A 26,889-nucleotide genomic window follows, 5' to 3' on the forward strand; every position below is an offset into this window, starting at 1 on the left:
GATCTCCTGGAGGGGCCGGTCCGCGAGGGGCCGGCCCATTCCCCTGCCGCCAGCCGAGTGTCTAGCTATCCTAGACACCATGCTGAACGACGACCTGCTCCGCCTCGCCCGTCAGGCCGCGATCAACCTCGCCGAGGCTCAGGAGCGGGCGGAGGGCGCCCGCACCGAGTACCACCAGGCGGTTCGGCGGCTGCACCTCGCCGGGGCCTCGCTGCGCGAGATCGCCGACGCGCTGGAGATCAGCCACCAGCGGGTGCACCAGATGGTCGAGGAGGCGGGCGGCACGCCGGGGTGGAAGCCGCGCCGCACGCCGCCGGAGCCCGCGTGCTCCTTCTGCGGCGTCACGCACACCGAGCCTGGCTCGCTGGTGGCGGGGCCGGGCGTCTACATCTGCCACGCCTGCGTCGCCGCCTCCACCGTCGCCATCGCCGACGCCAAGGATCAGCCGCAGGTCGCGACCCCGCTGGCGTGCTCGTTCTGCGACCGTCCCGCGACCGAGGCGCAGCACCTCGCGACCGGGCCGGGCGTGCGGATCTGCGAGCGGTGCGTGGGGTTCTGCTCGGAGATCGTCGACCTCTACCTGGACTGAAGCGCGATTCCGTCGAGCAGGATGGCCAGCCCGGTGTGGAAGCTGCGCCGGGCGTCCCACTCCAGGTAGGGCGTGCAGTCCTCCGGCGGGGGCTCGGGGTCGGACTCCAGCCAGGTGGTCATCGGGAACCGCGCGGCGAAGTCCGGGACCGCGGCCTCCAGCAGCGGTGAGCGGGAGTACCACCAGTCCTCGTCCGACTGCCCGGTGGCCGCCGCGGCGGAGCGGGCGTCGGCCACGGACTGGGCGGCGCCGCGGACGTAGTGGAACAGGGTGCTGATCGCGCCGCGGGCGGCGCGCGGGGGCAGGCCGGTGCGGCGGACGATGGCCGCGACCGTCTCCAGCGACTGGAACTCGTTCGGGCCGAGGACCGGACGGGCCCGGGAGATGTGCAGCAGCCACGGGTGGCGCAGGTGGAACGCCATGGTGTCGTCCGCCCACGCGACGAGCGCGTCCCGCCAGGGCACGTCGTCGGGGTAGGACGAGGGCAGCTCGGCCAGCGCCCGGTCGTACATCAGCTCCAGCAGCTCCGCCTTGCCGTGCACGTATGTATAGAGCGCCATCGCTGTGCGACCGAGGCGTTCGCCGACCGCGCGCATCGACAGGGTCGCCAGGCCGGTCTCGTCGGCCACGGCGATCGCGGCGTCGACGATCAGGTCGACCGACAGCGTGGGCCTCGGCCCCGGGCGCTCGGGCGGCTCGGCGGAGCGCCACAGCAGGGGGACCGACCGGGCGGGGTCGCCCTGTCCGGCGTAGACGACCACGCATCACTCCTTATGGTGTAAAGTGCCGACTCCTTACAGTATAAACCCAAGGGGGAAGCATGACGGTGACCGCCGACAGCCATGACGTCATCGAGGTCAGGGGCGCGCGGGAGAACAACCTGACCGGCGTCGACGTCGACATCCCCAAGCGCAGGCTCACGGTCTTCACCGGGGTGTCCGGGTCGGGGAAGTCGTCACTGGTGTTCGGCACCATCGCCGCGGAATCGCAGCGGATGATCAACGAGACCTACACCGCGTTCCTGCAGTCGTTCATGCCCACGATCGGCAGGCCGGACGTCGACTCGCTGCGCAACCTCAGCGCGGCGATCGTGGTCGACCAGGAGCGGATGGGGGCCAACGCGCGCTCCACCGTCGGCACCGCCACCGACGCCCACACCATGCTGCGGATCGTGTTCAGCAGGCTCGGGCAGCCGCACGTCGGCACGTCCGGCGCGTTCAGCTTCAACCTGGCCGAGGGCATGTGCCTGGCCTGCGAGGGGCTGGGCAAGGTCTCCGACGTCGACATCGATGAACTCGTCGACCGGGACAAGTCGCTCAACGAGGGCGCGATCACCGTGCCCAACTTCGGCGTCGGCACCTGGTACTGGCAGTCGATGGCCGCGTCCGGGTTCTACGACCCGGACAAGAAGCTGCGCGACTTCACCGAGCAGGAGTGGGCCGACTTCCTGCACAAGCCGTCCACCAAGGTGAAGGTCGGCAGCAACAACATCACCTACGAGGGCCTGGTCGTGAAGGTCCAGCGCCTGTACCTGCTCAAGGACCGCGCCTCCATGCAGGCGCACATCCGCGAGTTCGTCGACCGCGCCGCCACCTTCCGGACCTGCGCGGAGTGCGGGGGCGCCCGGCTCAACGCCGCCGCGCTGTCGTCGCGGATCGAGGGGCTCAACATCGCCGAGTGCTCGGCGATGCAGATCAGCGACCTCGCCGACTTCATCCGCAAGCTGGACGAGCCGTCCGTCGCGCCGCTGCTCGCGACCCTGCGCGACACGCTGGACTCGCTGGTGGACATCGGGCTGGGGTACCTGAGCCTGGACCGGGAGTCGGGAACGCTGTCCGGCGGCGAGGCGCAGCGGGTGAAGATGGTGCGCCACCTCGGGTCGAGCCTCACCGACGTCACCTACGTGTTCGACGAGCCCACCGTCGGGCTGCACCCGCACGACATCCAGCGGATGAACGACCTGCTGCTCCTGCTGCGCGACAAGGGCAACACCGTCCTGGTGGTCGAGCACAAGCCGGAGGTCATCGCCATCGCCGACCACGTGGTCGACCTCGGCCCCGGGGCGGGCACGAACGGCGGCCGCGTCTGCTACACCGGCGACGTCGCGGGCCTGCGCGCCTCGGGCACGCTCACCGGCCGCCACCTCGACCACCGCGCCCGGCTGCGCGACGACGTCCGCAAGCCGACCGGGTGGCTGCCGATCACCGGGGCGTCGCTGCACAACCTGCGCGATGTCAGCGTGGACGTGCCGACGGGCGTCCTCACGGTGGTGACCGGGGTCGCCGGGTCGGGCAAGAGCTCGCTGATCCACGGCTCGCTGGCCAAGCGCGACGGCGTCGTGGTGGTGGACCAGTCGGCGATCCGCGGCTCGCGGCGCAGCAACCCGGCGACCTACTCCGGCCTGCTCGACCCCATCCGGACGGCCTTCGCCAAGGCCAACGGGGTGAAGGCGGCGCTGTTCAGCGCCAACTCCGAGGGCGCCTGCCCGAACTGCAAGGGCATCGGGCTGGTCTACACGGACCTGGCGATGATGGCGGGCGTCGCGTCGGTCTGCGAGAAGTGCGATGGCAAGCGGTTCACCGCCGAGGTGCTGACCCACAAGCTGCGCGGCAAGGACATCAGCGAGGTGCTGGCGATGTCGGTCGCCGAGGCGCAGGCGTTCTTCCCGTCCGGCCCGGCCAGGGCGATCCTGGACCGGATGGTCGACGTCGGCCTGCCGTACCTGAGCCTGGGCCAGCCGCTGACGACGCTGTCCGGCGGCGAGCGGCAGCGGCTCAAGCTGGCGATCCGGATGGCCGACAAGGGCGCGACGTACATCCTCGACGAGCCCACGACCGGCCTGCACCTCGCCGACGTCGACCAGCTGCTCGGGCTGTTGGACCGTCTGGTTGACGACGGCAACACCGTGATCGTCATCGAGCACCACCAGGCGGTGATGGCGCACGCGGACTGGATCATCGACCTGGGCCCCGGCGCAGGCCACGACGGCGGCCGGGTCGTGTTCACCGGCACGCCTGCCGAGCTGGTGGCCGACGCGGACACCCTCACCGCCCGGCACCTGCGCGATTACGTGGGTATTTCGGCCCGGTGATCGGCGGCTAAGTCGCTGCCGCTATTGTGTCGGCCGCGGGCACGGGCCCCGTCGAAATACCCGCCTTACGCCCCGAGGGAGCGGGGCCCGTGCTCGCCCATGCATTTCGCCGGGGCGGTCCTTCACAGTTAACAGAGGTTCTCGGTGGCCTTCCGTAGTGTCCTGACCTGCACGGATGGCCTAATAGCACTTCACAGTATCGTTTCCGTGATACGGGAACGAGACGCCCTTGCGTCGGGTCGGACCCGGCCGCGATATTCGGTGGACCGACCGATTCGCCCGCTGTGAGGAAGTTGTGGCGAATCGGCGGCAATTCCCCGGGGCGCGCCCCGGTGAATTGCCGGTCGTGCTGCGCGCGCGATTCGTTCCCCTGCACCCGATCCCCCTGGGAGATCGAACGTGAAACGGAGTCTCACCGCCGCGGCAGTCCTGGCCGCGGCCGCCACCGCCATCGCCACTCCCGGCGCCGCGACCGCCGTGCCCGAGGTCGCGCCCGAGCTGCTCGCCGCGATGCAGCGCGACCTCGGCATGACCGCCGATGCCGCGCTCGAGCGCCTTGCCGCCGAGGCCGACGCCGCGGGCGCCGAGCAGCGGCTGGCCGCCGCCCTGCCGGACGCCTTCGGCGGGGCGTGGTTCGACGCGAGCCGCAACGTCCTGGTCGTCGGCGTGACCGACGCGGCCAGGGCGGACGCCGTCCGCGCGGACGGCGCCGTGCCGCAGGTCGTCCGGCACAGCGCCCGCGAGCTGGACGCGGTCGTGGACCGCCTGGACGCCGCCAAGGCGCCCGCGGGCGTCACCGGCTGGTACGTCGACGTCCAGCGCAACACCGTCACGATCACGACCGCCACGGGCACGGCCAAGGCCGCCGAGGCGTTCGCGGCGCGGGCGGGTGTCGCCGACACCACGACCGTCGTCGAGTCCGCCGAGGCCCCGCGGCCGCTGTACGACGTGCGCGGCGGCGACGCCTACTACCCGGGCAACAGCCGCTGCTCGATCGGGTTCTCGGTCCAGGGCGGGTTCGTCACCGCGGGCCACTGCGGCCGCGTCGGCACCTCGACCAGCGGCTACAACCGGGTCGCGCAGGGCACCGTGCGCGGCTCGTCCTTCCCCGGTGACGACATGGGCTGGGTGCAGGTCAACTCGTCCTGGACCCCGACCGGCGTCGTCAACCGGTACAACGGCGGCACGGTGTCCGTCAGCGGCTCGTCCGAGGCGCCGGTCGGCGCGTCGGTGTGCCGCTCCGGCTCCACCACGGGCTGGCGCTGCGGCACCATCCAGGCCAAGAACCAGACCGTGCGCTACTCGCAGGGCGCGGTCTACGGCCTGACGCGCACCAGCGCGTGCGCCGAGGGCGGCGACTCCGGCGGCTCGTGGCTGTCGGGCAACCAGGCCCAGGGCGTGACGTCCGGCGGCTCCGGCAACTGCAGCTGGGGCGGCACGACGTACTTCCAGCCGGTGAACGAGATCCTCAACCGCTACGGTCTGCGGCTCATCACCAGCTAGCGCGAGCGTGCGCGGGGCGCCGTCCCGGTCCCAGGACGGCGCCCCGCGCCTTCACGCGTCCTCGTTCTGCGCCAACAGGATCGACCCGCGCAGGGCGATCTCCAGCGTCAGCCGCTCGCTCGGGTCCTCAAGGCGCTCGCCGAGCAGTTCCTCCAGCTGGTGCATCCGGTAGCGCACGGTCTGCGGGTGCACGGCGAGGCGGTTGGCGATCTCGTTGATGCCGCCGCGGGTCTCCAGCCAGGCGAGCAGGGTCGCGGTGAGCCTGCCGCGCTGTTTCGGCGTCAGGTCGTCGAAGGGCGCGAGCGTCTGGCGCACGATCTGGGTCAACAGGTACTCGTCGGCCAGCAGGACCAGCGCGGGCAGGTGGTCGGCGCAGCGCAGGACCGGCTCAGCGGGCAGCACGCCGCGCTGGACCAGCGTCAGCGCGCGGCGGGCGACGGCCAGGGAGTGGGCGGCCCGCTCGACGGGGACCGAGGGGCCGACGGCGATGCGGCGGCCGGGCAGCGCCGCCGCCAGCGCGTCTGTCCACTCCGCGACGACCAGGCACGGGGTGGAGCTGTCGAGGTCGGCGAGCGCCTCGGCGCCCAGGGCGGCGCCGTCGTGGTCGGTCGGTTCCAGCGCGACCGCGACGACCTCGGCGGGCAGCGGCCAGTCGGTGGTCTCGGCCAGGTCGCGCACCGCGTGCGGGGAGACCGGCGGGTCGGCCATGAGCATCTTCAGCAGCTGCTTGCGCCTGCGCTCCCGCGCCCCGCCCGCGGTGGCCTGCGCCTCGCTGTACCCGGCGATGGCCACGGCGCACAGCTCGTCGACGTAGGCGAAGATGCGGTCGGCGAGCACCAGCAGCGTCTCCGTCGGCACGCCCAGTTCGCCCGCCACCACGCGGATGCGCCGCCACGCCGCCCGCGCGCCGACGCGGACCGCCGACTGCAGCGCGTCCATCGTGCGGCCCTGCGCGAACTCCAGCCGTCCGGCCTCGCGGAAGACCTGCTCCCAGCGGACCTGGTCGGCGCCTTCCGGGTTCTGCAGGCAGAACATGATCGCGGCGTCGACGTTGCGGACGACGACGAGCGTGGGGTCCCGCTCGGGATCGGGGTCGGGGCGGTACGCGGGGACGGCGGCCTGCACCTCGGCGACGACCTCGCGGACCACCTCCGCGCTCATCGCCCGCATGCGCTGGGCGAGCACCGGGGGGATCGTGGCGATCACCTGACGGACCATCCCACGCGGGGGCGGCGGCGCCGTCCGCGGGCGGGGGAAACCGCCCACCTGGGCCACCTGACCGGGCGTGCCTGTCATACCCTCACCCCATTCTGACAAGTTCCGCCTGCCGTTCCACCCCGCGATCGGCCGGATTGCTCCGCCGACGATAAGTTTGTTACCGGCGGGTGTCAACGAGAAGGCCGATGGTCGTCTTCCGGACCTGCCTCGTTGATCGAAACCGCTGCCGGGTTGTCAGGAGCCGCACAAATCCCTCAGCCGGTCTTGTGCGGGGATGACAAAGTCTGACCGGGCCGTCGATGCAGGTCACGTGGGGTGTGCGGGAGTGACAAAAGCGACTGCTCATATTGTGGCAATGGGTGGACGACGTCATCGGAAAAGCTGTTCACGAGTATTGCATTCCGACGTTACCGACGGGTAGTTTCGGCCTGATTCCGGGACTGAAAGAGGACTGATGAGCACTCGTGTGAAATCGAGGCGCGCACTGGCCGCCGCGTCCGCGGTCGGGGTGGCCGGACTCGTGGTCGGCGGCCTGCTGATGGCCGCGGGCGCCAGCGTCGCCGAGCCCGTCGACGTCGACAAGACGCTGACCTACAGCTGCCCGTTCCCGCTGATCGGGACGCAGAAGCTCGCGGTGCGGATCCAGGCCACCATCGACGTGCCCGCCACCGAGGGCGGCGAGATCGTCACCAGGGACTTCTCCGCGACCGCGACCGTGCCGGAGACGGCGACGCAGGGCCTGACGCTCGTCGGCGCGAAGACGGTCGAGGGCACCGCGGTCGCCAACATCACCCTGGAGAACGCGGGCGCCGCGCTGCCGATCTCGCTTCCCGGGCTGATCATCCCCAAGACCGACGTGCCCGCGTCCGGGCCGTTCGACACCGTCGCGAGTGGACCGGTGCCGACCGCCTTCCCGAAGGCCGGGCCGACGTCGATCATCGTGGGCGACTTCAGCACGACCCTGACCCCGCGCCGGGCCGACGGCGCCGAGACCGGCCTGGGCACCTTCACCGCGCCCTGCACGCTCGACCCCGGGCAGGACACCACGCTGCTGAGCTTCACCGTCGGCGCGCCCACCGGGACCACGGACCCGACGACGGACCCCACCACGACCGATCCGTCCACAACGGACCCGACCAGCGCCGACCCAGACCCGACGACGACCACGGTCGACCCGACGGGCACCGAGCCGCCGCCCGCCGACGCGATCAAGGTCGACAAGGTCGTCAACTACACCTGCCCGTTCCCGCTGATCGGCGTGCAGCCGCTCAAGGTGCGCATCCAGGCCGACGTGACCCCGCCGCCCGCGGTGGGCGGCGAGGTCGTCACCACGAACTTCTCCGCGACCGCGACCGTGCCGGAGACGGCCACGCAGGGCCTGACGCTCGTCGGCGCGAAGACCATCGAGGGCACCGCGGACGCCGGGGTCGTCGTCGACAACGCGGGCGAGGTGTTCGACCTGCCCATCCCGGGCCTGACGATCCCGAAGACCGACGTGCCCGCGTCCGGGTCCTTCGACACCGTCGCGGGCGGCACGGTGCCGAGCCGCGCGGTCGAGAACCCGGGCCTGACGGTGATCACCGTCGGCGACTTCAGCACCACGCTGACCCCGCGCAAGGCCGACGGCACGGAGACCGGGCTGGGCACCTTCACCGCGCCCTGCACCCTGGTCGACGGTCAGGACCTCGAACTGCTCCGCTTCGAGCTGGGCGACGGCCCGACCGTGACCACCACGCCGACGACCGACCCGACGACCACGACGACCGTCCCCACCACGACGGACCCCACGACCACGGCGCCGACGACCGACCCCACGACGACGGACCCGACCACCACGGACCCGACCACGACGGTCCCCACCACCACGGACCCCACGACCACCAAGCCGACCACGACCACGCCGACGACGACCAAGCCGACGACCACCCAGCCGACCACGACCAAGCCGACGACGACCACCACCAAGCCGACGACCACGACGGACCCGTCGCAGACCACGACCGAGCCGACGACCACGGAGCCGACGACCACCCAGCCGACGACCACGGAGCCGACCGAGCCGCCGACGGACACGTCGTGGTCGCCGACGGACGGCCCGACCGACACCACCGGCCCCGGCGTCCCGCCCGGCGACTACCCGAGCCCGCCCCCCTCGGGCGGCAACCTGGCGGACACCGGCGTGTCGATCCTGCTGCCGCTGGGCATCGGCGCGGCACTGGTCGCCGCGGGCGTCGCCGCCCTGCTCCTGCAGCGCAGGCGAGCGGCCCGCCGCTAACGGCCAGGCCTGAGTAACCACAGCGCGGGCGCGTCCGGACCTCGGACGCGCCCGCGCACGTTCGGCACCCGGCGTTCGCACCTGCGGGTTCGGCGCCTGTGCGGTTCGCGAGGTCGCGGGCGTTCGTCACCCCTGGTTCGCCGTCAACGGGCGTTCGGAGTTCGTGTCGCATCGTTGCTCATATTCACGGGAATGTGTTTCCGTGGATTTGTCATGAATGCACGAACTCATTTCGGTCATTCGCTGGTAACGTCATTCCCGAATCGTGCCCGTAGTTTTCTCGTCGGTGGTGTGTCCGCCCCGACGCAGCGAAAGGTCGACCAGTGCTGACCACCACCACCCGCCCGCGCAGGCTGGCCGCGGTGTGCGCCGCCCTGGCCGCGGCGTTGGCCGCCACCCTGGCGGCCGCGCCCGCCGGGCACGCGCAGTCCGCGCCGCAGCCGCGCGACGACTCCTTCTACGAGCCGCCGTCCCCGCTGCCCTCGGGCGCGCCGGGCGATGTCATCCGCAGCAGGCCAACGACCGCGGTCGCGGTCGCCGACCGCGCCAAGGCGTGGCAGGTGATGTACCGCTCCACCGACGCGCTCGGGCAGCCGATGGCCGTGGTCGGGACGGTGCTGGTGCCCAACGGCGTCGACCCGGCCACCGCGCCGGTCGTCAGCTTCGCCGCGGGCACGCACGGTCCGGCCTTCCGGTGCCGGGTCTCGTACATGTCCCAGATCGGCGCCTTCTACGAGCAGCCCGCCGTCAACGACATGCTCGCCCAGGGCTGGGTCGTGCTGATGACCGACTACGAGGGCTACCGTCCTCAGCCTAAGACGACCTACGTCACCGGGCGCTCGGAGGGGCACGCGGTGATCGACATGGTGCGCGCGGCGCAGCGCATGCCCGAGGTGCGGGTGGGCGCGTCGAGCAAGGTCATGTTCCGCGGGTACTCCCAGGGCGGCGGGGCGTCGCTGTGGGCGGCGGAGCTGGCCCCGCGGTACGCGCCGGAGCTGAACCTGATCGGTGTCGTCGCGGGCGGCGTGCCCGCCGACCTGGTGCAGGTGACGCTTTTCCTGGAAGGCAAATTCGGGTTCGGATTCCTGCTCTACGCGCTCTCCGGCCTCGACAACGCCTACCCCGAGCTGGATCTGGAGAAATACCTCAACGACACCGGCCGGGCCGCGGTCGCCGAGATGGCCGCGGGCGACTGCACGCTGGAACTGCTCGTCAAATACCAGGGCAAGCGGCTCAACGAGTTCATGACCACCAGCCCCGTGCTCACCGAGGCCTGGCTGGCCAGGGTGCAGGAGAACAAGCTGGGCGGCGCCGCCATCGGCGTCCCGGTCCTGCAATACCACGGCATCGATGACAACATCGTCGCCTATCGCCAGGCGAAACAGCTCAGCGCCGACTATTGCGCGAAGGGCGTCGCGCTGACGTGGAAGGAATTGCCCAAGGACCACATCGCCATGGTTTTCCACGGCAACAAGGACGCGCTGGCCTTCATGAAGGACAGGGTCGCGGGCGCGCCCGCCGCCCCGACCTGCGCCTGAGCTGCGCGGACAGCACCCCGTGCCCGACGAGGGGCGCGGGGTGCTTCTGTTTCCCCCGTGCTAACCCGCCCGCCGCCCACCGGCCCGCCGAGCTGGGCGGGAGCGCCAAATTGCTCACCGGGGCACAAGAGTCGCCCGGGTTGTCATGGGGCTGCGCCGATATTCCGGCCGCTTGCTTGACGCTGCCGCGAAGCCGGTTCTAACTTCGGCCGACAGCCAGCGGAGAAAGCGGTCGGAGGAATGGCGTGGCAATAGCCGGGAAAACGGTGCTCGTCACCGGCGCGGGCGCCGGAATCGGCGCGGCGCTGGCGGTCGAGGCGGCAGGCGGCGGCGCGGCCGCCGTGGTCGCGGTCGACATCGACGCCGCCGGGGCCGAGGCGACCGCCGCCGCCGTTCGCGAGCGGGGTGTCCCCGCGGTCGCCGCCGGGGTGGACGTCGCCGACGCGGCCGCGGTCCGCGCGCTCGTCGCCGAGGTGCGGGCCGAGCACGGCCCGATCGGGGCGGTGTTCTCCAACGCGGGCGTCGCCGTCGGGCTGGGCCTGCACGCGCCGATGTCGCTGTGGGAGAAGGCGTGGGCGGTCAACGTCCGCGCCCACGTCCACCTGGCCCAGGCCGTGCTGCCCGGCATGATCCGCGACGGCGGCGGCCACTTCATGATCACCGCGTCCGCCGCGGGGCTGCTCGGCCTGCCCGGCGACGCGCCGTACGCGGTCACCAAGCAGGCGGCCGTCGGCCTGGCCGAGTGGCTGGCCTGCGCCTACGCCCGGCACGGGATCAAGGTGAGCGCGCTGTGCCCGCTGGGGGTGCGCACCGGGCTGCTCATGCCCGCGGTGGCCGCCGGTCACCCGGCCGGGCTGGCCGTCGCCGAGCTCGGCCCGATCCTGGAGCCCGCCGAGGTCGCCGCGTGCGCGGTCGCCGGGCTCGCCGACGGCCGGTTCCTCGTGCTGCCGCACCCCGAGGTCGCCGAGCTGTACGCGAAGAAGGCCGCCGACCCCGACGCCTGGATCCACACCCACGCGAGCACCCGATGACCGGAGGAGCAATGCGCGACGAGCGGCCCGAGTACGTGCTGGGCATCGGTCCGGCCGGGCAGAGCTGCGCCGGGCTGTGCGCGGCGGTCGCCGCCGTCGGCGGGCTGGGCGTGCTCGACCTGGGCACGGGCGGACGGCGGGCGCGGTCCGCGCTGGCCAGGACCGCGCGGGCGGCCAAGGCCGCCGACCGCCGGTTCGGCCTGCGGGTGCCCGAGGGCTGCGCGCTCTCCTTCGCCGAGGTCGCCGAGATCCTCGGCGCCGCCGCCGAGCGCGTCGACGTCGTGGTGCTCGGCTGGGACTCGCCGTGGCGGGTGTCCGACGTGCCCGACCGCTACGTCGTGCTGGTCGAGGTCACCTCGCCCGCCGAGGCCGTGGCCGCCAGCGAGCAGGGCGCCGACGGCCTGCTCGCGCGCGGCGCGGAGTCCGGCGGGCGGGTGTCGGAGACCGGCGCCTTCGTGCTGCTGCAGCAGATCATCGACGCGAGCCCGCTGCCGGTGTGGCTGGCGGGCGGCATCGGCCCGGACACCGCGGCCGCCGCGGTGGTCGGCGGGGCGGCGGGCGTCGTGCTCGACACCCAGCTCGCGCTGCTGGCCGAGACCGACATCCCCGACGACCTCGCCGCCGCGATCGCGGCCAGCGACGGCACGGACACCACGGTCGTCACTGGACACCGCGTCCTGCCCGGCGGGGCCCCGGTCGGGCAGGACGCCTTCCTCGCCACCGAGTTCCGCCGTCGCTTCGGGACGGTCGCGCGCGCGGTGCGCGCCGTGCTGACCGCGATCGGCGCGGCCGTGCACGCCACCCGCCCGCCGGTCCTGGGCCCCGGTTCGGCGCTGGCCGAGGCGCTCGGCACCCGGTACCCCATCGCGCAGGGGCCGATGACCAGGGTCAGCGACCGCGCCGAGTTCGCCGACGCGGTGGCGACGGGCGGCGCGCTGCCGTTCCTCGCCTTGGCGCTCAACTCCGGCGAGCGCAGCCGCGAGATGCTGTCCGCCACCCGCGCGCTGCTGGGCGAGCGGCCGTGGGGCGTCGGGCTGCTCGGCTTCGCCCCGCCGGAGCTGCGGGCCGCCCAGGTCGAGGCCGTGCTGGACGCCCGCCCGCCCGCCGCGCTCATCGCGGGCGGCCGCCCGGACCAGGCCGCCGTGCTGGAGGCGGCGGGCATCGCCACGTTCCTGCACGTGCCGTCGCCGGGGCTGCTGCGCCAGTTCCTCGACGCGGGGGCGCGCCGGTTCGTTTTCGAGGGCAGCGAGTGCGGCGGGCACGTCGGGCCGCGCACGTCGTTCGCCCTGTGGCAGGCCCAGCTCGACGTCCTGCGCGAGCACCCGGGCGGCGGCGAGGTCCAGGTGCTGTTCGCCGGGGGCGTCCACGACGCGCGCTCGGCGGCGATGGTGGCCGCGCTGGCCGGGCCGCTGGCCGACCGGGGCGCCGCGATCGGCGTCCTCATGGGCACCGCCTACCTGTTCACCGAGGAGGCCGTGGCGGGCGGGGCCATCACCGACACCTTCCAGCAGCAGGTGATCGCCGCGTCCGGCACCGAGCTGCTGCACACCGCGCCCGGGCACGCGACCCGGTGCGTGGCCAGCCCGTTCACCGGCTTCTTCGCCGAGACGGCCGCCCGGCTCAGGGCCGCGGGCGTGCCGGAGCGGGAGGCGTGGGCGAAGCTGGAGGAGCTGAACGTCGGCAGGCTGCGGGTGGCGAGCAAGGGCCTGCGCCGCGAGGGCGACGCGCTGGTCGAGGTCGACGCCGAGGGCCGCGTCGCCGACGGGATGTTCATGGCGGGCCAGGTCGCGGCGCTGCGCTCGACGGTGACCACGATCGACGACCTGCACCGCGCGGTCTCCGTCGGCGCGGGGGAGCACCTGCGCGAGCGGGCCGCGCGCGTGCGCGACGACCTGCCGAGGACGCGCCCGCCGCGGCCCGCGCCCGAGCCAGCCGACATCGCGGTGGTCGGCATGGCGTGCGTGTACCCGGGCGCGCCGGACCTGGCCGCGTTCTGGGCGAACATCGTGGGCAACCGCGACAGCGTCACGGAGGTGCCGTCGACCCGGTGGGACCCGGAGGTCTACTTCGGCGACGGCCAGGGCAAGACCCGGTCCAAGTGGGGCGGGTTCCTCGACGCGGTCCCGTTCGACCCGCTGCGCTACGGCATCCCGCCGGCCGCGCTCGGCTCGATCGAGCCGGTGCAGCTGCTCGCGCTGGAGATCGCCCAGCGCGCGTTGGAGGACGCGGGGTACGGGCAGGGCGGCTTCGACCGCGAGCGCGCGGGCGTGGTGTTCGGCGCGGAGGCGGGCGGCGACCTGTCCAAGGCGGAGGACCTGCGGATGTTCCTGCCGTCTTACGCGTCGTCGGTGCCCGACGAGCTGATGGCGCAGCTGCCCGAGCTGACCGGCGACAGCTTCCCCGGCAGGCTGGCCAACGTCATCGCAGGCCGCGTCGCCAACCGGCTCGACCTCGGCGGCACGAACTACGTGGTGGACGCGGCCTGCGGGTCGTCGCTGGCGGCGGTCGAGTCGGCGTGCAAGGAGCTGGAGACCGGGTCCGCCGACCTGATGCTGGCGGGCGGGGCGGACCTGCACAACGCGATCGGCGACTACCTGCTGTTCTCCTCGGTCGGGGCGCTGTCGCCGACCGGGCGGTGCCGCACGTTCGACAGCTCCGCCGACGGCATCGCTCTGGGCGAGGGCGTGGCGTGCGTGGTGCTCAAGCGCCTCGCCGACGCCGAGCACGACGGCGACCGGATCTACGCGGTGATCAAGGGCATGGGCGCGGGCAGCGACGGCCGCGCGCTCGGTCTGACCGCCCCGCGGCCGGAGGGCCAGCGGCGCGCCGTCGAGCGCGCCTACGCCAAGGCCGGGGTGTCCCCTGTGGACATCGGCATGGTCGAGGCGCACGGGACCGGCACCGTCGTGGGCGACCGCACGGAGCTGACCACGCTGACCGAGGTGTTCGGGGCGGCGGGCGCCACGCCGGGGTCGGTCGGGCTCGGGTCGGTGAAGTCGCAGATCGGGCACACCAAGTGCGCGGCGGGCATCGCCGGGCTGATCAAGGCCGCGATGGCCGTGCACACCGGGGTCCGGCCGCCGACGCTGCACGTGGCGGAGCCGAACCCGGCGTGGGACCCGGCGACGAGCCCGTTCGCGTTCCGGTCGTCGGCGGCGCCGTGGCCGGGGGAGCCGTCGGCGCGGGTGGCGGCGGTGAGCGCGTTCGGGTTCGGCGGGACGAACTTCCACGCCGTGCTGAGCGGGCACACCCGGGCCCGGCGCGGGCTGACGCGGTGGCCCGCCGAGTTGTTCGTGTTCCGCGGGGCGTCCGAGGAGGCGGCGCTGGAGGCGGTGCGGTCCCTGCTGGCGGTGGCCGACGGGCCGGTGGCGCTGCGCGACCTGGCCAGGACCGCCGCGGTCCGGGCCGACCGCGACCCGGCCCCGGTGCGGGTCGCCGTGGTGGCGCGGGACGTCGCCGAGCTGGCCGGGCTGCTGCGCCGGGCGCTGGCGGGGGAGACCGACCCGGAGGCCGGGCTCTACCGGGCGTCGGGGGCGGAGCGGGGCAAGCTGGCGGTGTTGTTCCCCGGCCAGGGCAGCCAGCGGCCGGGCATGCTGGCCGAGCTGTTCGTCGCCGTGCCCGACCTGCTGCCCGCGGCGGACCCCGACGTGCTGTCGGCGCTGTTCCCCCCGGACGCGTTCTCCGACGATGCGATCAAGGCGGCGGCCGACCGCTTGCGCGACACGCGCATGGCCCAGCCCGCGCTGGGCGTGACCGGGCTTGCCGTGCACGAGGTGCTGACGCGGCTAGGCGTCCAGCCGGACATGTACGGCGGCCACAGCTACGGCGAGCTGGTCGCCCTGGCCGCGGCGGGCGCCATCGACCCGGGCGACCTGCTGCCGCTGAGCGCCGCCCGCGCGGCGGCGATCCTGGCGGCGGCGGGCGACGACCCGGGCGCGATGGCGGCGGTCGGCGCCGACTACGCGCGGGTGCAGAGCGTCCTGGCCGACGCCATGCTGGCGGGCCGGGTCGTGGTGGCCAACCACAACGCGCCGTCCCAGGTCGTGCTGTCGGGGCCGACGGCGCTGGTCGCCGAGGCGGTCGAGGCCCTGCGCGCGGCCGGGGTGTCGGCCCGCCCGCTGCCGGTGGCCTGCGCATTCCACAGCCCGGTCGTCGCGGCCGCGGCCGAGGCGTTCGCCGACGAGCTGGCCCTGCACCGGGTGGAACCCCCGCGCGTGCCGGTGTGGGCGAACCGGACGGCGCGGCCGTACGTGTCCGATCTGGACGGGATCAGGGCGGAGCTGGCCGCGCAGGTGGCGTCCCCGGTGCTGTTCGCCGCCCAGATCGAGAACATGTACGCCGACGGCGCGCGGGTGTTCTTCGAGGCCGGGCCCGGCCGGGTGCTGTCCAACCTCGTGCGCTCGACCCTGGGCGACCGCCCGCACACGGTGGTGTCCTGCGAGCCGGGCAAGCGGACGGGCCTCTCGGGCCTGCTGCACGCCCTGGCCACCCTGGCGGTCACCGGCGTCCCCCTGCGCACCGGCTGGCTGACGACAGGCCGTGACGCCGTCGAGCTGACCGGCCCGGTCGCGGCGGCGCCCGGCTGGACGGTCGACGGCCACCTGGTCCGGACCGCCGACGGCACTCCCGTCGCGGGCGGCCTGTCGCCCGCCCGCCGGGTAGCCGCCTTCGCCCCCACTCCAGCCCAGCCCGTCGACCGCGACACCATGGTCTCCGACTTCCTCCGCTCCACGCGAGAACTGGTCGCCGCCCAACGCGACGTCCTGCTGGGCTACCTGGGCGCCCCGCCCCCAGCGGCGCCCACGCCGACCGCGCCCGCCCCGGCACCCGCTCTGACCGCGCCGACACCGCTGCCCCCCGCCCCGGCGCCGACCACCTCCACCGCGCCCTCCGTGGCCGCGACCATCACCGCCGTCATCGCCGAGCGCACGGGTTACCCGGCGGAGATGGTCGAGCCGGATCTGGACCTGGAAGCCGACCTGAGCATCGACTCCATCAAGCGCACCGAGATCGTCGGCGAGTTGGTTTCGCGCCTGGGCACTGCGGTGTCGGTGGATGAGCTGGTCCGGGCCCGCACGGCGGCCGAGTTGACGCGCCTGTTGGACGGTCGGCCGTCCAAGCCGGTGTCCTCGGTGGCGGAGACGATCGTGGCGGTGATCGCCGAGCGCACGGGTTATCCGGTGGAGATGGTCGAGCCGAGCCTGGACCTGGAAGCCGACCTGAGCATCGATTCGATCAAGCGTACGGAGATCGTCGGCGAGTTGGTTTCGCGCCTGGGCAGTGCGGTGTCTGTGGATGAGTTGGTCCAGGCTCGCACGGCCGCCGAGCTGACGCGCCTGTTGGACGGCCAGCCGTCCAAGTCGGTGTCTTCGGTGGCGGAGACGATCGTGGCCGTCATCGCCGAGCGCACCGGTTACCCCGCGGAGATGGTCGAGCCGGACCTCGACCTGGAAGCCGACTTGAGCATTGATTCGATCAAGCGCACCGAGATCGTCGGCGAGTTGGCGACGCGGCTGAAGACCACGGTGCCCATTGACGAGTTGGTCAGCGCCCGTACCGCCGCTCAACTGGCCACCCTGCTCGGCGACACCGCCCCACCGCCCCGGCAAGAACCGGCGCGGCGCGAGTCGGCTGCCCGGTCGGCTCCGGCCGGAAGTGACCGGTCGGCCGATGGGGTTGTGCCGACCCGGCGGGAGCTTGTCGCGGTGGCGGCTCCGGCCAACCCGAACGACGATCCCGGTGCCCTGTTCGGCGCGACCATCCTCATCCTCGGCGGCACCCCCAGCTCTATCGAGGCAGTGGCCGGGCGGCTCTCCGCCCACGGCGGGCTTGCCGTTTCGCTGCCCTCGGCCGCCGAGCTTCCCGAGTGGGTCGAGCGGGTCGACGGGCTGGTCTGCCTCCCCTCCGACGGGCCGTTGCTGCCGGGCGGGTTCGGCCTGGTCCGGTCCGTGCTCGCGCGGCGGCCGCGGTGGTTGGTCGCCGTGGAGGAGGAAGGCCGGGCGCTCGGGTTGGCCGGGTTCATGCGGACCGTCCGGAAGGAGCATCCGGAGACGGCGGCGCGGGTGGTGGAGTTGGCGGAGCCGGTCCCGGACGACGAAGCCCTCGTGGACATCGTCATCGACGAACTGCTCGCCACCGGGACCGAACCGGTCGTCGTCAGGGGAGACGAGCGGCGTGCCTACGTGCTGGAGGACAGGCCGCTGACCGGGAGTGGTGACCTCGGGCTCGGGCCCGACAGCGTGGTCCTGCTCATCGGCGGCGCGCGGGGGATCACCGCCCGGGTCGCCGCGGGGTTGGCAGGCGCCCGGTGCACGCTCGAACTCGCCGGGCGCACCTCGCCGCCCACGGAGCCGGAGGACGCGGAGACGGCGGCCGCCCAGGACCTCCCGGCGCTGCGGGGCGTCCTCGCCCGGCGCGGGGGGACGCCCGCCGAGGCGGACCGGGCCGCCAGGGCGATCCTCGTCCGGCGGGAGGTCGCGGCCACCCTGGCCGAGCTGCGCGCCAAGGGCGCCACCGCCGTGCACCGCAAGGTCGACGCCGGGGACGCGCATGCCGTGCGCAGGCTGGTCAAGCAGGTCCACGCCGAGCACGGCCGCATCGACGGGGTCGTCTACGCCGCGGGCGTCATCGAGGACCGGCTCATCGCCGACAAGGACCCCGAGTCGTTCCGCCGGGTCTACGCCACCAAGGTCGACGGCATGGCCGCGCTCCTCGGCGGCCTCGACGACGCCGCGGTCGCGCCCCGGTTCGTCGTGGCGTTCGGCAGCATCGCCGCCGTGCTGGGCAACCGGGGCCAGGCCGACTACGCCGCCGCCAACTCCGCCGTCGACACCCTCACCGCCCAGTGGTCCCGGCGCACCGGCCACCGCGCCCTCACCGTCCACTGGGGACCGTGGGCGCCGAGCGCGGGCGGCATGGTCACCCCGGAGCTGAGCCGCGTCTACGCCGAGCGCGGGATCGAGCTGATCGACCCCGACGCGGGCGTCGCCGCCCTGCTCGCCGAGATCGCCTCGGGCACGGGCCACTCCGTCCTCTACGCCGGGGAGGGCTGGTGACCGTCCTGCGGCTCGCCGCCGCCACCCCCGACGCCCTCCTCGACCGGCTCGACCGCGAGGACGCGCGCACCGCGCCCGTCGGCGCTGGCCCGACCCGCATCGCCGTCGCCGACCCCACCGACGACCGGCTCGCCCTGGCCCGGCGGGTCGTGGCGGGCCGCAAGGCCTGGCGGGGCAGGCGGGACCTGTGGTTCGCCCCCGACCCGGTCCCCGGCCCGGTCGCGTTCCTGTTCCCCGGCCTGGAGGCCGACTTCGCCCCCCAGGTCGACGACGTCGCCGCCTGGCTCGGCCAGCCTGCGCCCGACCTCGACACCTCCACCCTGGGCAGGCACGGCGCGGCCGTCATCGCCGTCGGCCGCCTGCTCGACGCCGCACTGCGCAAGCTGCGGATCACCCCGGTCGCCGTCGCGGGCCACAGCGTGGGGGAGTGGACGGCGATGATCACCGGCGGGCTGTTCGCCCCGGCCGACTTCGAGGCGATGCTCGCCGCGACCGACCTCGACGCCCTGCGCGTCCCCGGGGTCGAGTTCGCGGTCCTGGGCTGCCCGGTCGAGCGCGCCCGCGAGGCCATCGCGCCGTTCCCGGACGTGGTGGTCTCCCACGAGAACTCCACCAACCAGACCGTCGTGTGCGGGCCCGCCGAGCCCGTCGGCGACGTCGTCGCCCTGCTGCGCGCCAAGAACGTCATCTGCCAGGTGATGCCGTTCCGCTCCGGCTTCCACACCCCCATGCTCGCCCCCTACCTCGACCAGTTCCGCCGCACCGGCGTGCCGAGCCTGCCGCTGCACCCGCCGTCGGTGCCGGTCTGGTCGGCGACCACGGCGCGGCCGTTCCCCGGCGACCCGGCCGCGGCCCGCGAGCTGTGCATCCGGCACCTGGTGGAGCCCGTCCGGTTCCGCCAGCTGGTCACCGCGCTGCGCGCCACCGGCATCCGCTCGTTCGTGCAGATGGGCTCCGGCCAGCTGGCCTCCCTGGTCTCGGACACCCTGCGCGGCGTCGACCACCTCGCCGTCGCGGCCAACAGCGACCGCGGCCCCGGCATGGCCCAGCTGCGCCGCGCCGCCGCCGCGCTGTGGGTCGACGGCGCGGACCCGGACTTCACCGCGTTCGACGCGCCCGTCGAGGTGGCCGCGCCCGTCCGCGACCCGTTCGCCGACGCCGCCGCGCGCCACCCGGCCCTGGCCGAGCTGCCGCTGCTGATGCGCGAGATCGAGGAGGCCGTGCAGGCCGTGCTGGCCGCGGCCGACCCTGGGGCGGGCACGCTCTCGGTGTCCACAACGGACATGCCGTGGCTGGCGGACCACTGCTTCGTCCGCCAGCGCCCCGGCTGGCCGGACGAGACCGACCTGCGCCCCGTCGTCCCGGCCACCACGATCCTGCATCACATGGCCGAGGCTTCCGTCCGACCGGGCACGGTGGCGGTCGGCGTGGACGACCTGCGGCTGCACCGCTGGCTCGTGGCCGCGCCCGCCACCGAGGTCCGCGTCGAGACCCGCGCGCTCGGCCCCGACCGGGTGGCGGTCCGGCTGGGCGAGTACGCCGAGGGCACCGTCCTGCTCGCCCCCGCCTACCCGGCGGGCCCCGCGCCCTGGACGCCCAGCCCCGACGAGCACCCGCCCGCCATCACGGCCGAACGGCTGTACTTCGAGCGGTGGATGTTCCACGGACCGCGCTACCGGGGGGTCAGCCGCACGATCGGCGTCGGCGCGGCGTCCGCGCGCGCCGAGATCACCGTCCCGGAGGCGCCGGGCGCCCTGCTGGACAACGTCGGCCAGGTCATCGGCGTGTGGCTGGCCGAGTGGCACCCCGCGCGCTCGATCGCGTTCCCGTCGGGCCTGCGCCGCGTCCGGTTCCACGGCCCGCAGCCCGCGCCGGGCACGACCGTGGCCTGCGATCTGCGCATCACCTCCGCCGACGAGCGCCGCCTCACCGCGGACGCGCAGGTCGTCGTGGGCGGGCGGACCGTGATCACCGTCGAGGGCTGGACGGACCTGCGCTTCGACAGCGACGCGCAGACCAGCGCCATCCACCGCTTCCCGGAGACGTCCACCCTCTCGACCCGTCACGACGCCGGTTGGTGGCACACTGCCGACCGCTGGCCGACGCTGGCCTCCCGCGAGTTCTTCCTGCGCAAGTACCTCGCCGCCGCCGAGCGCGCCGACTACGACCGGGTGCCGCCGCGCGAGCGCAGGGACTGGCTGGTCGGCCGGTTCGCCGCCAAGGACGCCGTGCGCGGCGCGCTGTGGGACCGCGGCTTCGGCCCGCTGTTCCCCGCCGAGATCCGGATCAGCGACGGCGCCGACGGCCTGCTCGGCGTCGAGGGGGCCCACGGCCTGGTGATCCCGCCGCTGACCGTCGCCGTGGCCGCCGAGGGCGGCGTGGGCGTCGCCCTGGTCGCCGAGGCCGAGGACCGCCCGGCCGTGGCGCTGGCCCGGGTCGGCCCGGACGGCCGCGCGGCCGCCGTCGCCAGGGCGGTGGCGGCGATCGGGCCGAACAGCGACACCGAAGTGGTCCCGGTCGACGGGCCGGACCGGCACGAGTACGCCGTCGCCTGGACGCGGGCACGGCACACCCAGAGGGAGACCGCACCGTGAGCACGATCCAGCCCCAGACCATGGCGCCCACCCGCGACGCCGTCCTCGACGACCTGCGCGGCATGCTCGCCATGGTCCTCGACCAGTACGGCGCCGACGTCGTCGAGCTGTCCGAGATCACCGAGGACACCCTGTTCCACGACGACCTCGGCCTGGAGAGCATCGACCTCGTCGCCGTCGGCGCGCTGCTGGCCGAGCGCTACGGCGAGCACGTCAACCTCGCCGCGCACCTGGCCGAACTCGACCTCGACGAGGTCATCGGCATGCGCATCGGCCTGCTGGTCGACTTCGTGGTCGCGCGGACGGGGCACTGACCCGTGGCGATGCTGGAGGTCAACGGCGTCCGCACGCACTACCAGCTGCTGCCCGCCCGCGACGCCGGTCAGGGCGAGCCGCCGGTGGTGGTGTTCGTGCACGGCCTGGGCTACGACAGCCTGGCCAGCTTCTACCTCACGCTGTGCCCGCCGGTCGCGGCGGCCGGGATGACCGCGCTGGCCTACGACCTGCGCGCCCACGGCCGCACCGACCGCCCGGCGTCGGGCTACCGGGTCGGCGACTTCGTCGACGACCTGCGCGAGCTGCTGGACCGCCTCGACCTCCGCCGCCCGGTCCACCTGGTGGGCAACAGCTTCGGCGGGACGGTCGCGTTCAGCTTCGCCGCGCGGCACCCGGAGCGGGTGGCGGGCATCGTCTCCATCGAGGCCGAGCCCGCCACCGAGGCGTGGGCCGAGAAGATGGGCCGGACCCTGGGCAACGTGCTCGACGAGATCGCCAAGGAGGAGTACCTGGCGTGGGTGACGCGGACCTTCGGCGCCCACCACGCCCGGCTGGCCAGGGCCGCGCACGCGCTGATCGCCGCGACGTCCATCGTGACGGACGTGCCCAGCGGGCCGCTGCTGTCCACAGCGGACCTCGACCGCATCACCTGCCCGGTGCTGTCGATCCTGGGCGACCAGGGCTTCCAGAGCGACGACCCGCTCGCCGTCGAGCGGCTGCTCCCGGACTGCCGGACGGAGGTCATCGAGGGGCAGAACCACTCCGTGCTCGTGGAGCGCCACCGGACCGTGCGGGCGATGGTGCTGGAGTTCGTGGCGTCGCTGTCGCAGCGGGCCGCGGCGTGAGACTCCTCGTCGTCGTGCCGCCGTTCACCGGCCACGTCAACCCGATGATCGGGGTGGCGGCCGAGCTCGTCGCGCGCGGGCACCGGGTCGCGTGGGCGGGCGACGCGGACTTGCTCGGCGATCTCCTGCCGCCCGGGTTGGCTGTCCACCCCTGCGCCGGGCTGGACATCGCCAGACCCGCGGGGCTGCGCGGGTTCGCCGCCCTGAAACACCTGTGGGACGACGTCCTGCTGCCGCTGACCGAGGCGATGACACCCGGCGTGGAGGCCGCGCTGGACGCGGAAGAGCCCGACGTGGTGGTCGCCGACCAGCAGGCGTTCGCGGGCGCGTTCGCCGCCGAGCGTCGGGGCCTGCCCTGGGTCACCTCGGCCACGACCTCGTCGGAGCTGGTCGACCCCCTCGCCGCGCTGCCCGCCGTGGCCGCGGGCATCGAGGAGCGGCTGACCGGGCTGCGGGCGCGGTTCGGCGCGCCGGGCGGCGTCGACCCGCGGTTCTCACCGCGCCTCACGCTCGCCTTCACCTCCGCCGCCCTGGTGCCGGGCGAGCCCACCGCCGCCGGTCCGGTCCGCTTCGTCGGTCCCGTTCCCCGGCCCGCCGAGCCGCACCCGTTCGACTTCGCCCGCCTGGACCCCGAGCGCCCGCTGGTCTACGTCTCCCTGGGCACCGTCAACGACGACGCGGGCGCCCGCTTCCTCACCGAGTGCGCCGCGGCGCTTGCGGAGAGACCGCACCTGCAAGGGGTCATCGCCGACCCGGCGGGCGTCGTCACCGCGCCCCACGTGATCACCGCGGCCCGGCTTCCGCAGCAGGCCGTCCTCGACCGGGCCGCCGCGGTCGTCTGCCACGCGGGGCACAACACCGTCTGCGAGTCGCTGGCCCGCGGGCTGCCGCTGGTCGTCGCGCCCATCCGCGACGACCAGCCCGTCATCGCCGAGCAGGTGACCGCGGCGGGCGCGGGCGTCCGGCTGCGGTTCGCCCACGCCACCGCCCGGCACATCGGGCAGGCCGTCGACGCCGTCGTCGCCGACCCGGCCCACCGCGCCGCCGCCCACCGCATCCGCGAGTCCTTCGCCGCGGCGGGCGGCGCGCCCGCGGCGGCGGACGCGCTGGAAGAGCTGCTTTAGCACAAACACATTTGTCCGCCCAGGCGGCCGCGCGCGACCGGGTTTGCGCGCCCCGGCCACACTTTTCGGCCGCCGTCGCCACATCCTTGACCCGCCCGTCACGCGGGTGCTTCATTCGGTGGAACGGGCGGAGGGAGCATGCGTCATGGTCGACGACTGCGTGGTCTATGAGACCACTGTGGACCACCCGAGGGCCGAGCTCTGGGCGGTGCTGGGCGAGCCCGCCCGCTACCCGAGATTCTTCCGCGGGATCAGCGGCTGCGACAAGCTGGCCCCCGCCTACTACGGCGCCCAGCCCGAGTACGCCATGCGGGCCTGCCTCGGCCCCGGCGAGGTGCTCGACCACCGGCTGCGCACCGTCATCCGCCGCACCGACGACCAGCTCGTGCTCGCGGGCGTGCCGGACACCGGCGGCTGGGTGTCGATCAAGCTGCAGGACGCCGAGCGCGGGCGCACCCAGATCAAGGTGGTCTTCTTCAAGCCGATGCTGCGCCACCGGCTCGGCGTCAGCTGGAGCGAGGCCCAGATCAAGCGGTGGGCCCGCGACGGCATCCGCCGGGTGTGCGACCACCTCGCGGGCGCCCCGGACCGGCTGCCCGAGCGCGACGGCGGCAAGGGCGGCAGGCTCGGCGCGCTGCGGGTCCTCGCCGCCGCTGGCGTCTTCTCGCCCACCCGCCCCGACCGCACCGCCCGGCAGCTGCGGGCGCTGGCCAAGTGGGGCTCGACCGTCGCGGGCGGGTACGGCGCTGCCGCCGCCCGCTCGGCCAAGCGCGCCGCCGTCATCGACGAGCGCGGCGTGAGCACCTTCCGGGACATCGACATCGGCAGCACACAGCTGGCCCACGGCCTCACCGAGCTGGGCGTGCAGGCCCGCACCAAGGTCGCCGTGCTGGCCCGCAACCACGCCGCGCTGGTCCGCACGCTCGCCGCGTGCGCCAAGCTCGGGGCGGACACCGTGCTGCTCAACACCGGGCTGGCGGGCGCGCAGGTCGTCGACCTGCTGCGGACCCACCGCGTCACCGTGCTCGTCGCCGACGACGAGTTCGCCCCGCTGCTGCACGACATCCCGCCGGAGGTGACGCTGATCGGCTCCGGCGCGGTCGCCGACGTCGAGTTCGACGCCACCCTGGCCGCGCTCGCCGCCGACCAGCCCGCCGACCCGCTGCCCGCGCCGCGGCGGCCGGGCAGGCTCGTCGTGCTCACCTCGGGAACCAGCGGCACGCCCAAGGGCGCGCGCAGGCCGACGCCCGGCCTGCTCGACGCGGCGATGGTGCTCGCGGGCATCCCGTTGCGGGCCAACGAGCGCATCTTCGTCGCCGCCCCGATCTTCCACAGCTGGGGACTGACCGCGCTGCAGATCGGCATGCCGCTGCGCGCCACGATGGTCCTGCGCAGGCGGTTCGACGCCGAGGCGACGCTGGCCGCGATCGAGGAGCACGGCTGCACGGCGCTGTTCGCCGTGCCGATCATGCTCCAGCGCATCCTGGCCCTGCCCGAGCGCGTGCGCGACCGCTACGACACCTCCAGCCTGCGCATCGTCGCCAGCAGCGGCTCGGCGCTGCCGCGCTCGCTGGTCACCGGCTTCATGGACGCCTTCGGCGACGTGCTCTACAACTTCTACGGCTCCACCGAGGTCTCCGCCGCGACCATCGCGAGCCCGCACGACCTGCGCGCGGCCCCCACGACGGCGGGCAAACCGCCGCCGGGGGCGCGCATCGCGCTGCTCGACCGCGACGGAGCCCAGGTGCCGCCGGGGGAGGTCGGCCGCATCTTCGTCGGCAACGACATGCTGTTCGACGGCTACCTCGACGGGGCGGAGCGCGAGGTGCGGCGCGGGCTGATGGACACCGGCGACCGCGGCTACCTCGACGCCGACGGGCGGCTGCACATCTGCGGCCGCGACGACGAGATGATCGTCTCCGGCGGCGAGAACGTCTTCCCTCGGCCGGTCGAGGAGGTGCTCACCGACCTCCCGCAGGTGGTGGAGGCCGCCGTCGTCGGCGTGCCGGACGCGGAGTACGGGCAGCGGCTGGCCGCCTACATCGTCGTGCGCGACGGGTGGCGGCTGGACGAGGACAGCGTGCGCGCCTATGTGCACCAGCGATTGGCCCGGTTCTCGGTCCCGCGCGATGTCGTCTTCGTCGACGAACTGCCGCGCAACCAGACGGGTAAAGTGCTCAAACGGGTGCTGGCCGACGGTGATGTCGCCGAACCGGCAGCCCTGCCGAACGTGGGATGACGAACGCGGGACCAGAATTTGTGCCACGGGTGACAAATTCTGGTCCCGCGTTTTTGCTGTCCGCATATGTCCAGGTCGCGGCCCGGTGTCGGGAGCGGTGTCGATGCCGGTCGACCACAAAGCCGATCACCGAAATGTGTGGTCGATGATAAATGAAAGGTCGATTCGGGCGGTCCGGGAAAGCGTCGTTGTCATGCTGGTAGCACGCTGGTAACGTCCGTTCGGCGAGGTCGATGTCGAGGTGTCGGCCCGATTCGCAATGGCATTCCCCCGGCAGCTGAATGGGCGTCCAATGAAGATATTCCGGTCTCGTCCGGCCCGCCGCCGCGCGCTGCTGGCGGCCGCGGTCGCCGCGGCCGTGGCCGCCGGGGTCGGCGTGGTCTCCGGGATGTCGCCTGCGACCGCGCGCCAGGACCCGGCGCAGGCGACGTTCCGCTGCGCGCTGCCCGACGGCGGCCAGGTCGACACTCCCGTCCAGGTGGGGCTGTCCGTGCCCGAGACGGTGACCGCGGGCGAGCCGCTGACCGCCGAGCCGACGGTGGAGATCGCGCTGCCCGCCGACGCGGTGGCCGCGCTGCGCGCCGTGGGCGCGGAGACCGTCGGCGGCACGGCGACCGCGGAGTTCGCGCTGCGCCAGAACGGCGTGGACACCCCGCTGCCGCCCGCCGAGCTCGCCGCGGCGCCCTCGGCGCTGGCCGAGGGCGTCATCCTCGCGCTGAGCGGCCCCGCGGTCACCGCCGAGCCCGAGGAGGGCACGGCGGAGCTGGTCCTCGCCGGGCTGACCGCGCACCTGCGCGCGGGCGCACCTGGCAAGGCGGACCAGGCCGTCGACTGCGACGCCTACCCCGGCGGCGAGATCCTGGGCAGCGCCGCCGTCACGGCCGCGCCCGCGCAGCGGCGGCAGCCGGTCGCGCTGATGGACGAGCCGTCGGCCAACGCGGGCCTGAAGGTCACCTTCGACGTCAACGCGGTGAACACCATCGCCAAGATCGGCGTCGACCTGTCGATCACCGGCGACCTGGTGACCTTCCTCGACCCGTTCGCGCCGCCGCCGTCCCCGGTCACCGGGACCCTGACGCTCGACCCGGTCAAGGACGCCTACCTGGTGGTCTTCCGCTTCATGCCGGTGCGCAACGACATCGAGTTCAAGCCCGGCGCGGTCACCGGGACGGCCGAGATGGACATCACCGGGCAGCCGTGGAAGGCCAAGGTGGACACCGTCTCCGACATCGAGCTGCGCCTGCACCGCGTGCGCCAGGACGGGGTCGACCTCGCCGTGGGCGACAACTGCTGGACGGCAGGCCCGATGAAGGTGCCGCTCAAGGGCGACATCATCCTCGTCCCCGGCGCGACGTCGGAGTTCAAGACCAAGGCGGACCTGCCCGCGTTCACCGGCTGCGGCACGCGCGAGGACCTGGACCCGCTGATCACCGGGCTGGTGTCCGGGCCGGACAACCCGATGACGGTCAGGTTGACCCTCAAGTGCATCGAGACCAACTGCGGGTAGGCGT

The 26,889-nt window shown here is 73.9% G+C and carries 15 protein-coding genes; 13 read left to right on the plus strand and 2 right to left on the minus strand.

From position 1 onward, the window contains the following. The first annotated feature begins 79 nt into the window (after positions 1-79). Complete coding sequence (locus Actkin_RS13190) at positions 80-589, plus strand: ClpX C4-type zinc finger protein (protein ID WP_258907400.1); 510 nt, start codon at positions 80-82, stop codon at positions 587-589. Here the strand turns inward: Actkin_RS13190 and Actkin_RS13195 are convergent. Next, complete coding sequence (locus Actkin_RS13195) at positions 577-1,350, minus strand: TetR/AcrR family transcriptional regulator (protein WP_258907402.1); 774 nt, start codon at positions 1,348-1,350, stop codon at positions 577-579. The two genes, Actkin_RS13190 and Actkin_RS13195, sit on opposite strands and share 13 nt — an antisense overlap. 59 nt (positions 1,351-1,409) lie before the next feature. On the opposite strand from Actkin_RS13195, the gene Actkin_RS13200 reads away from it, so the two are divergent. Next, on the plus strand, positions 1,410-3,680 hold the full coding sequence (locus Actkin_RS13200) for an ATP-binding cassette domain-containing protein (RefSeq protein WP_189212903.1): 2,271 nt from the start codon (positions 1,410-1,412) through the stop codon (positions 3,678-3,680). Between the two features lie 399 nt (positions 3,681-4,079). Beyond that, entirely contained in the window at positions 4,080-5,183 is a 1,104-nt protein-coding gene (locus Actkin_RS13205; protein WP_258907403.1) for a S1 family peptidase, read from the plus strand. 51 nt (positions 5,184-5,234) lie between these two features. Here the strand turns inward: Actkin_RS13205 and Actkin_RS13210 are convergent, their stop codons facing one another. Continuing rightward, a complete protein-coding gene (locus Actkin_RS13210; protein ID WP_189212905.1) occupies positions 5,235-6,389 on the minus strand; it encodes a PucR family transcriptional regulator in 1,155 nt (384 codons plus the stop codon). Between the two features lie 466 nt (positions 6,390-6,855). Between Actkin_RS13210 and Actkin_RS13215 the strand changes: the two genes are divergently transcribed. From Actkin_RS13215 to Actkin_RS13260, 10 genes are all read left to right on the plus strand, one after another. Next, positions 6,856-8,676, plus strand: a complete 1,821-nt coding sequence (locus tag Actkin_RS13215) for a DUF6801 domain-containing protein (RefSeq protein ID WP_258907404.1) — start codon at positions 6,856-6,858, stop codon at positions 8,674-8,676. A gap of 323 nt (positions 8,677-8,999) precedes the next feature. Next, positions 9,000-10,214, plus strand: a complete 1,215-nt coding sequence (locus tag Actkin_RS13220) for a lipase family protein (RefSeq protein ID WP_258907405.1) — start codon at positions 9,000-9,002, stop codon at positions 10,212-10,214. Positions 10,215-10,459: 245 nt separating this feature from the next. Then, positions 10,460-11,245: an SDR family NAD(P)-dependent oxidoreductase gene (locus Actkin_RS13225; RefSeq protein ID WP_258907406.1), complete on the plus strand. Its 786-nt coding sequence runs from the start codon at positions 10,460-10,462 to the stop codon at positions 11,243-11,245. Then, positions 11,242-18,300, plus strand: coding sequence for a type I polyketide synthase (locus Actkin_RS13230; RefSeq protein WP_258907407.1), 7,059 nt, complete (start codon positions 11,242-11,244; stop codon positions 18,298-18,300). The genes Actkin_RS13225 and Actkin_RS13230 overlap by 4 nt, the downstream gene beginning before the upstream one ends. Further along, positions 18,297-20,894 (plus strand): acyltransferase domain-containing protein, encoded by a 2,598-nt coding sequence (locus Actkin_RS13235; RefSeq protein WP_258907408.1) that lies wholly within the window; start codon positions 18,297-18,299, stop codon positions 20,892-20,894. The genes Actkin_RS13230 and Actkin_RS13235 overlap by 4 nt, the downstream gene beginning before the upstream one ends. Next, positions 20,891-21,208, plus strand: coding sequence for an acyl carrier protein (locus Actkin_RS13240; RefSeq protein WP_229787335.1), 318 nt, complete (start codon positions 20,891-20,893; stop codon positions 21,206-21,208). The genes Actkin_RS13235 and Actkin_RS13240 overlap by 4 nt, the downstream gene beginning before the upstream one ends. A 9-nt stretch (positions 21,209-21,217) precedes the next feature. Next, positions 21,218-22,015, plus strand: a complete 798-nt coding sequence (locus Actkin_RS13245; protein WP_309569142.1) for an alpha/beta fold hydrolase — start codon at positions 21,218-21,220, stop codon at positions 22,013-22,015. Positions 22,016-22,059: 44 nt separating this feature from the next. Further along, the gene (locus Actkin_RS13250) at positions 22,060-23,139 is read left to right on the plus strand and encodes a glycosyltransferase (RefSeq protein ID WP_396122986.1); all 1,080 of its coding nucleotides are present in this window, start codon (positions 22,060-22,062) and stop codon (positions 23,137-23,139) included. Positions 23,140-23,284: 145 nt separating this feature from the next. Next, on the plus strand, positions 23,285-25,378 hold the full coding sequence (locus Actkin_RS13255; RefSeq protein WP_189212911.1) for an AMP-binding protein: 2,094 nt from the start codon (positions 23,285-23,287) through the stop codon (positions 25,376-25,378). A 292-nt stretch (positions 25,379-25,670) separates the two neighbouring features. Then, complete coding sequence (locus tag Actkin_RS13260; protein WP_258907411.1) at positions 25,671-26,885, plus strand: DUF6801 domain-containing protein; 1,215 nt, start codon at positions 25,671-25,673, stop codon at positions 26,883-26,885. Positions 26,886-26,889: the final 4 nt, after the last annotated feature.

The sequence above is a fragment of the Actinokineospora sp. UTMC 2448 genome, assembly GCF_024760565.1.
GTDB lineage: Bacteria > Actinomycetota > Actinomycetes > Mycobacteriales > Pseudonocardiaceae > Actinokineospora > Actinokineospora fastidiosa.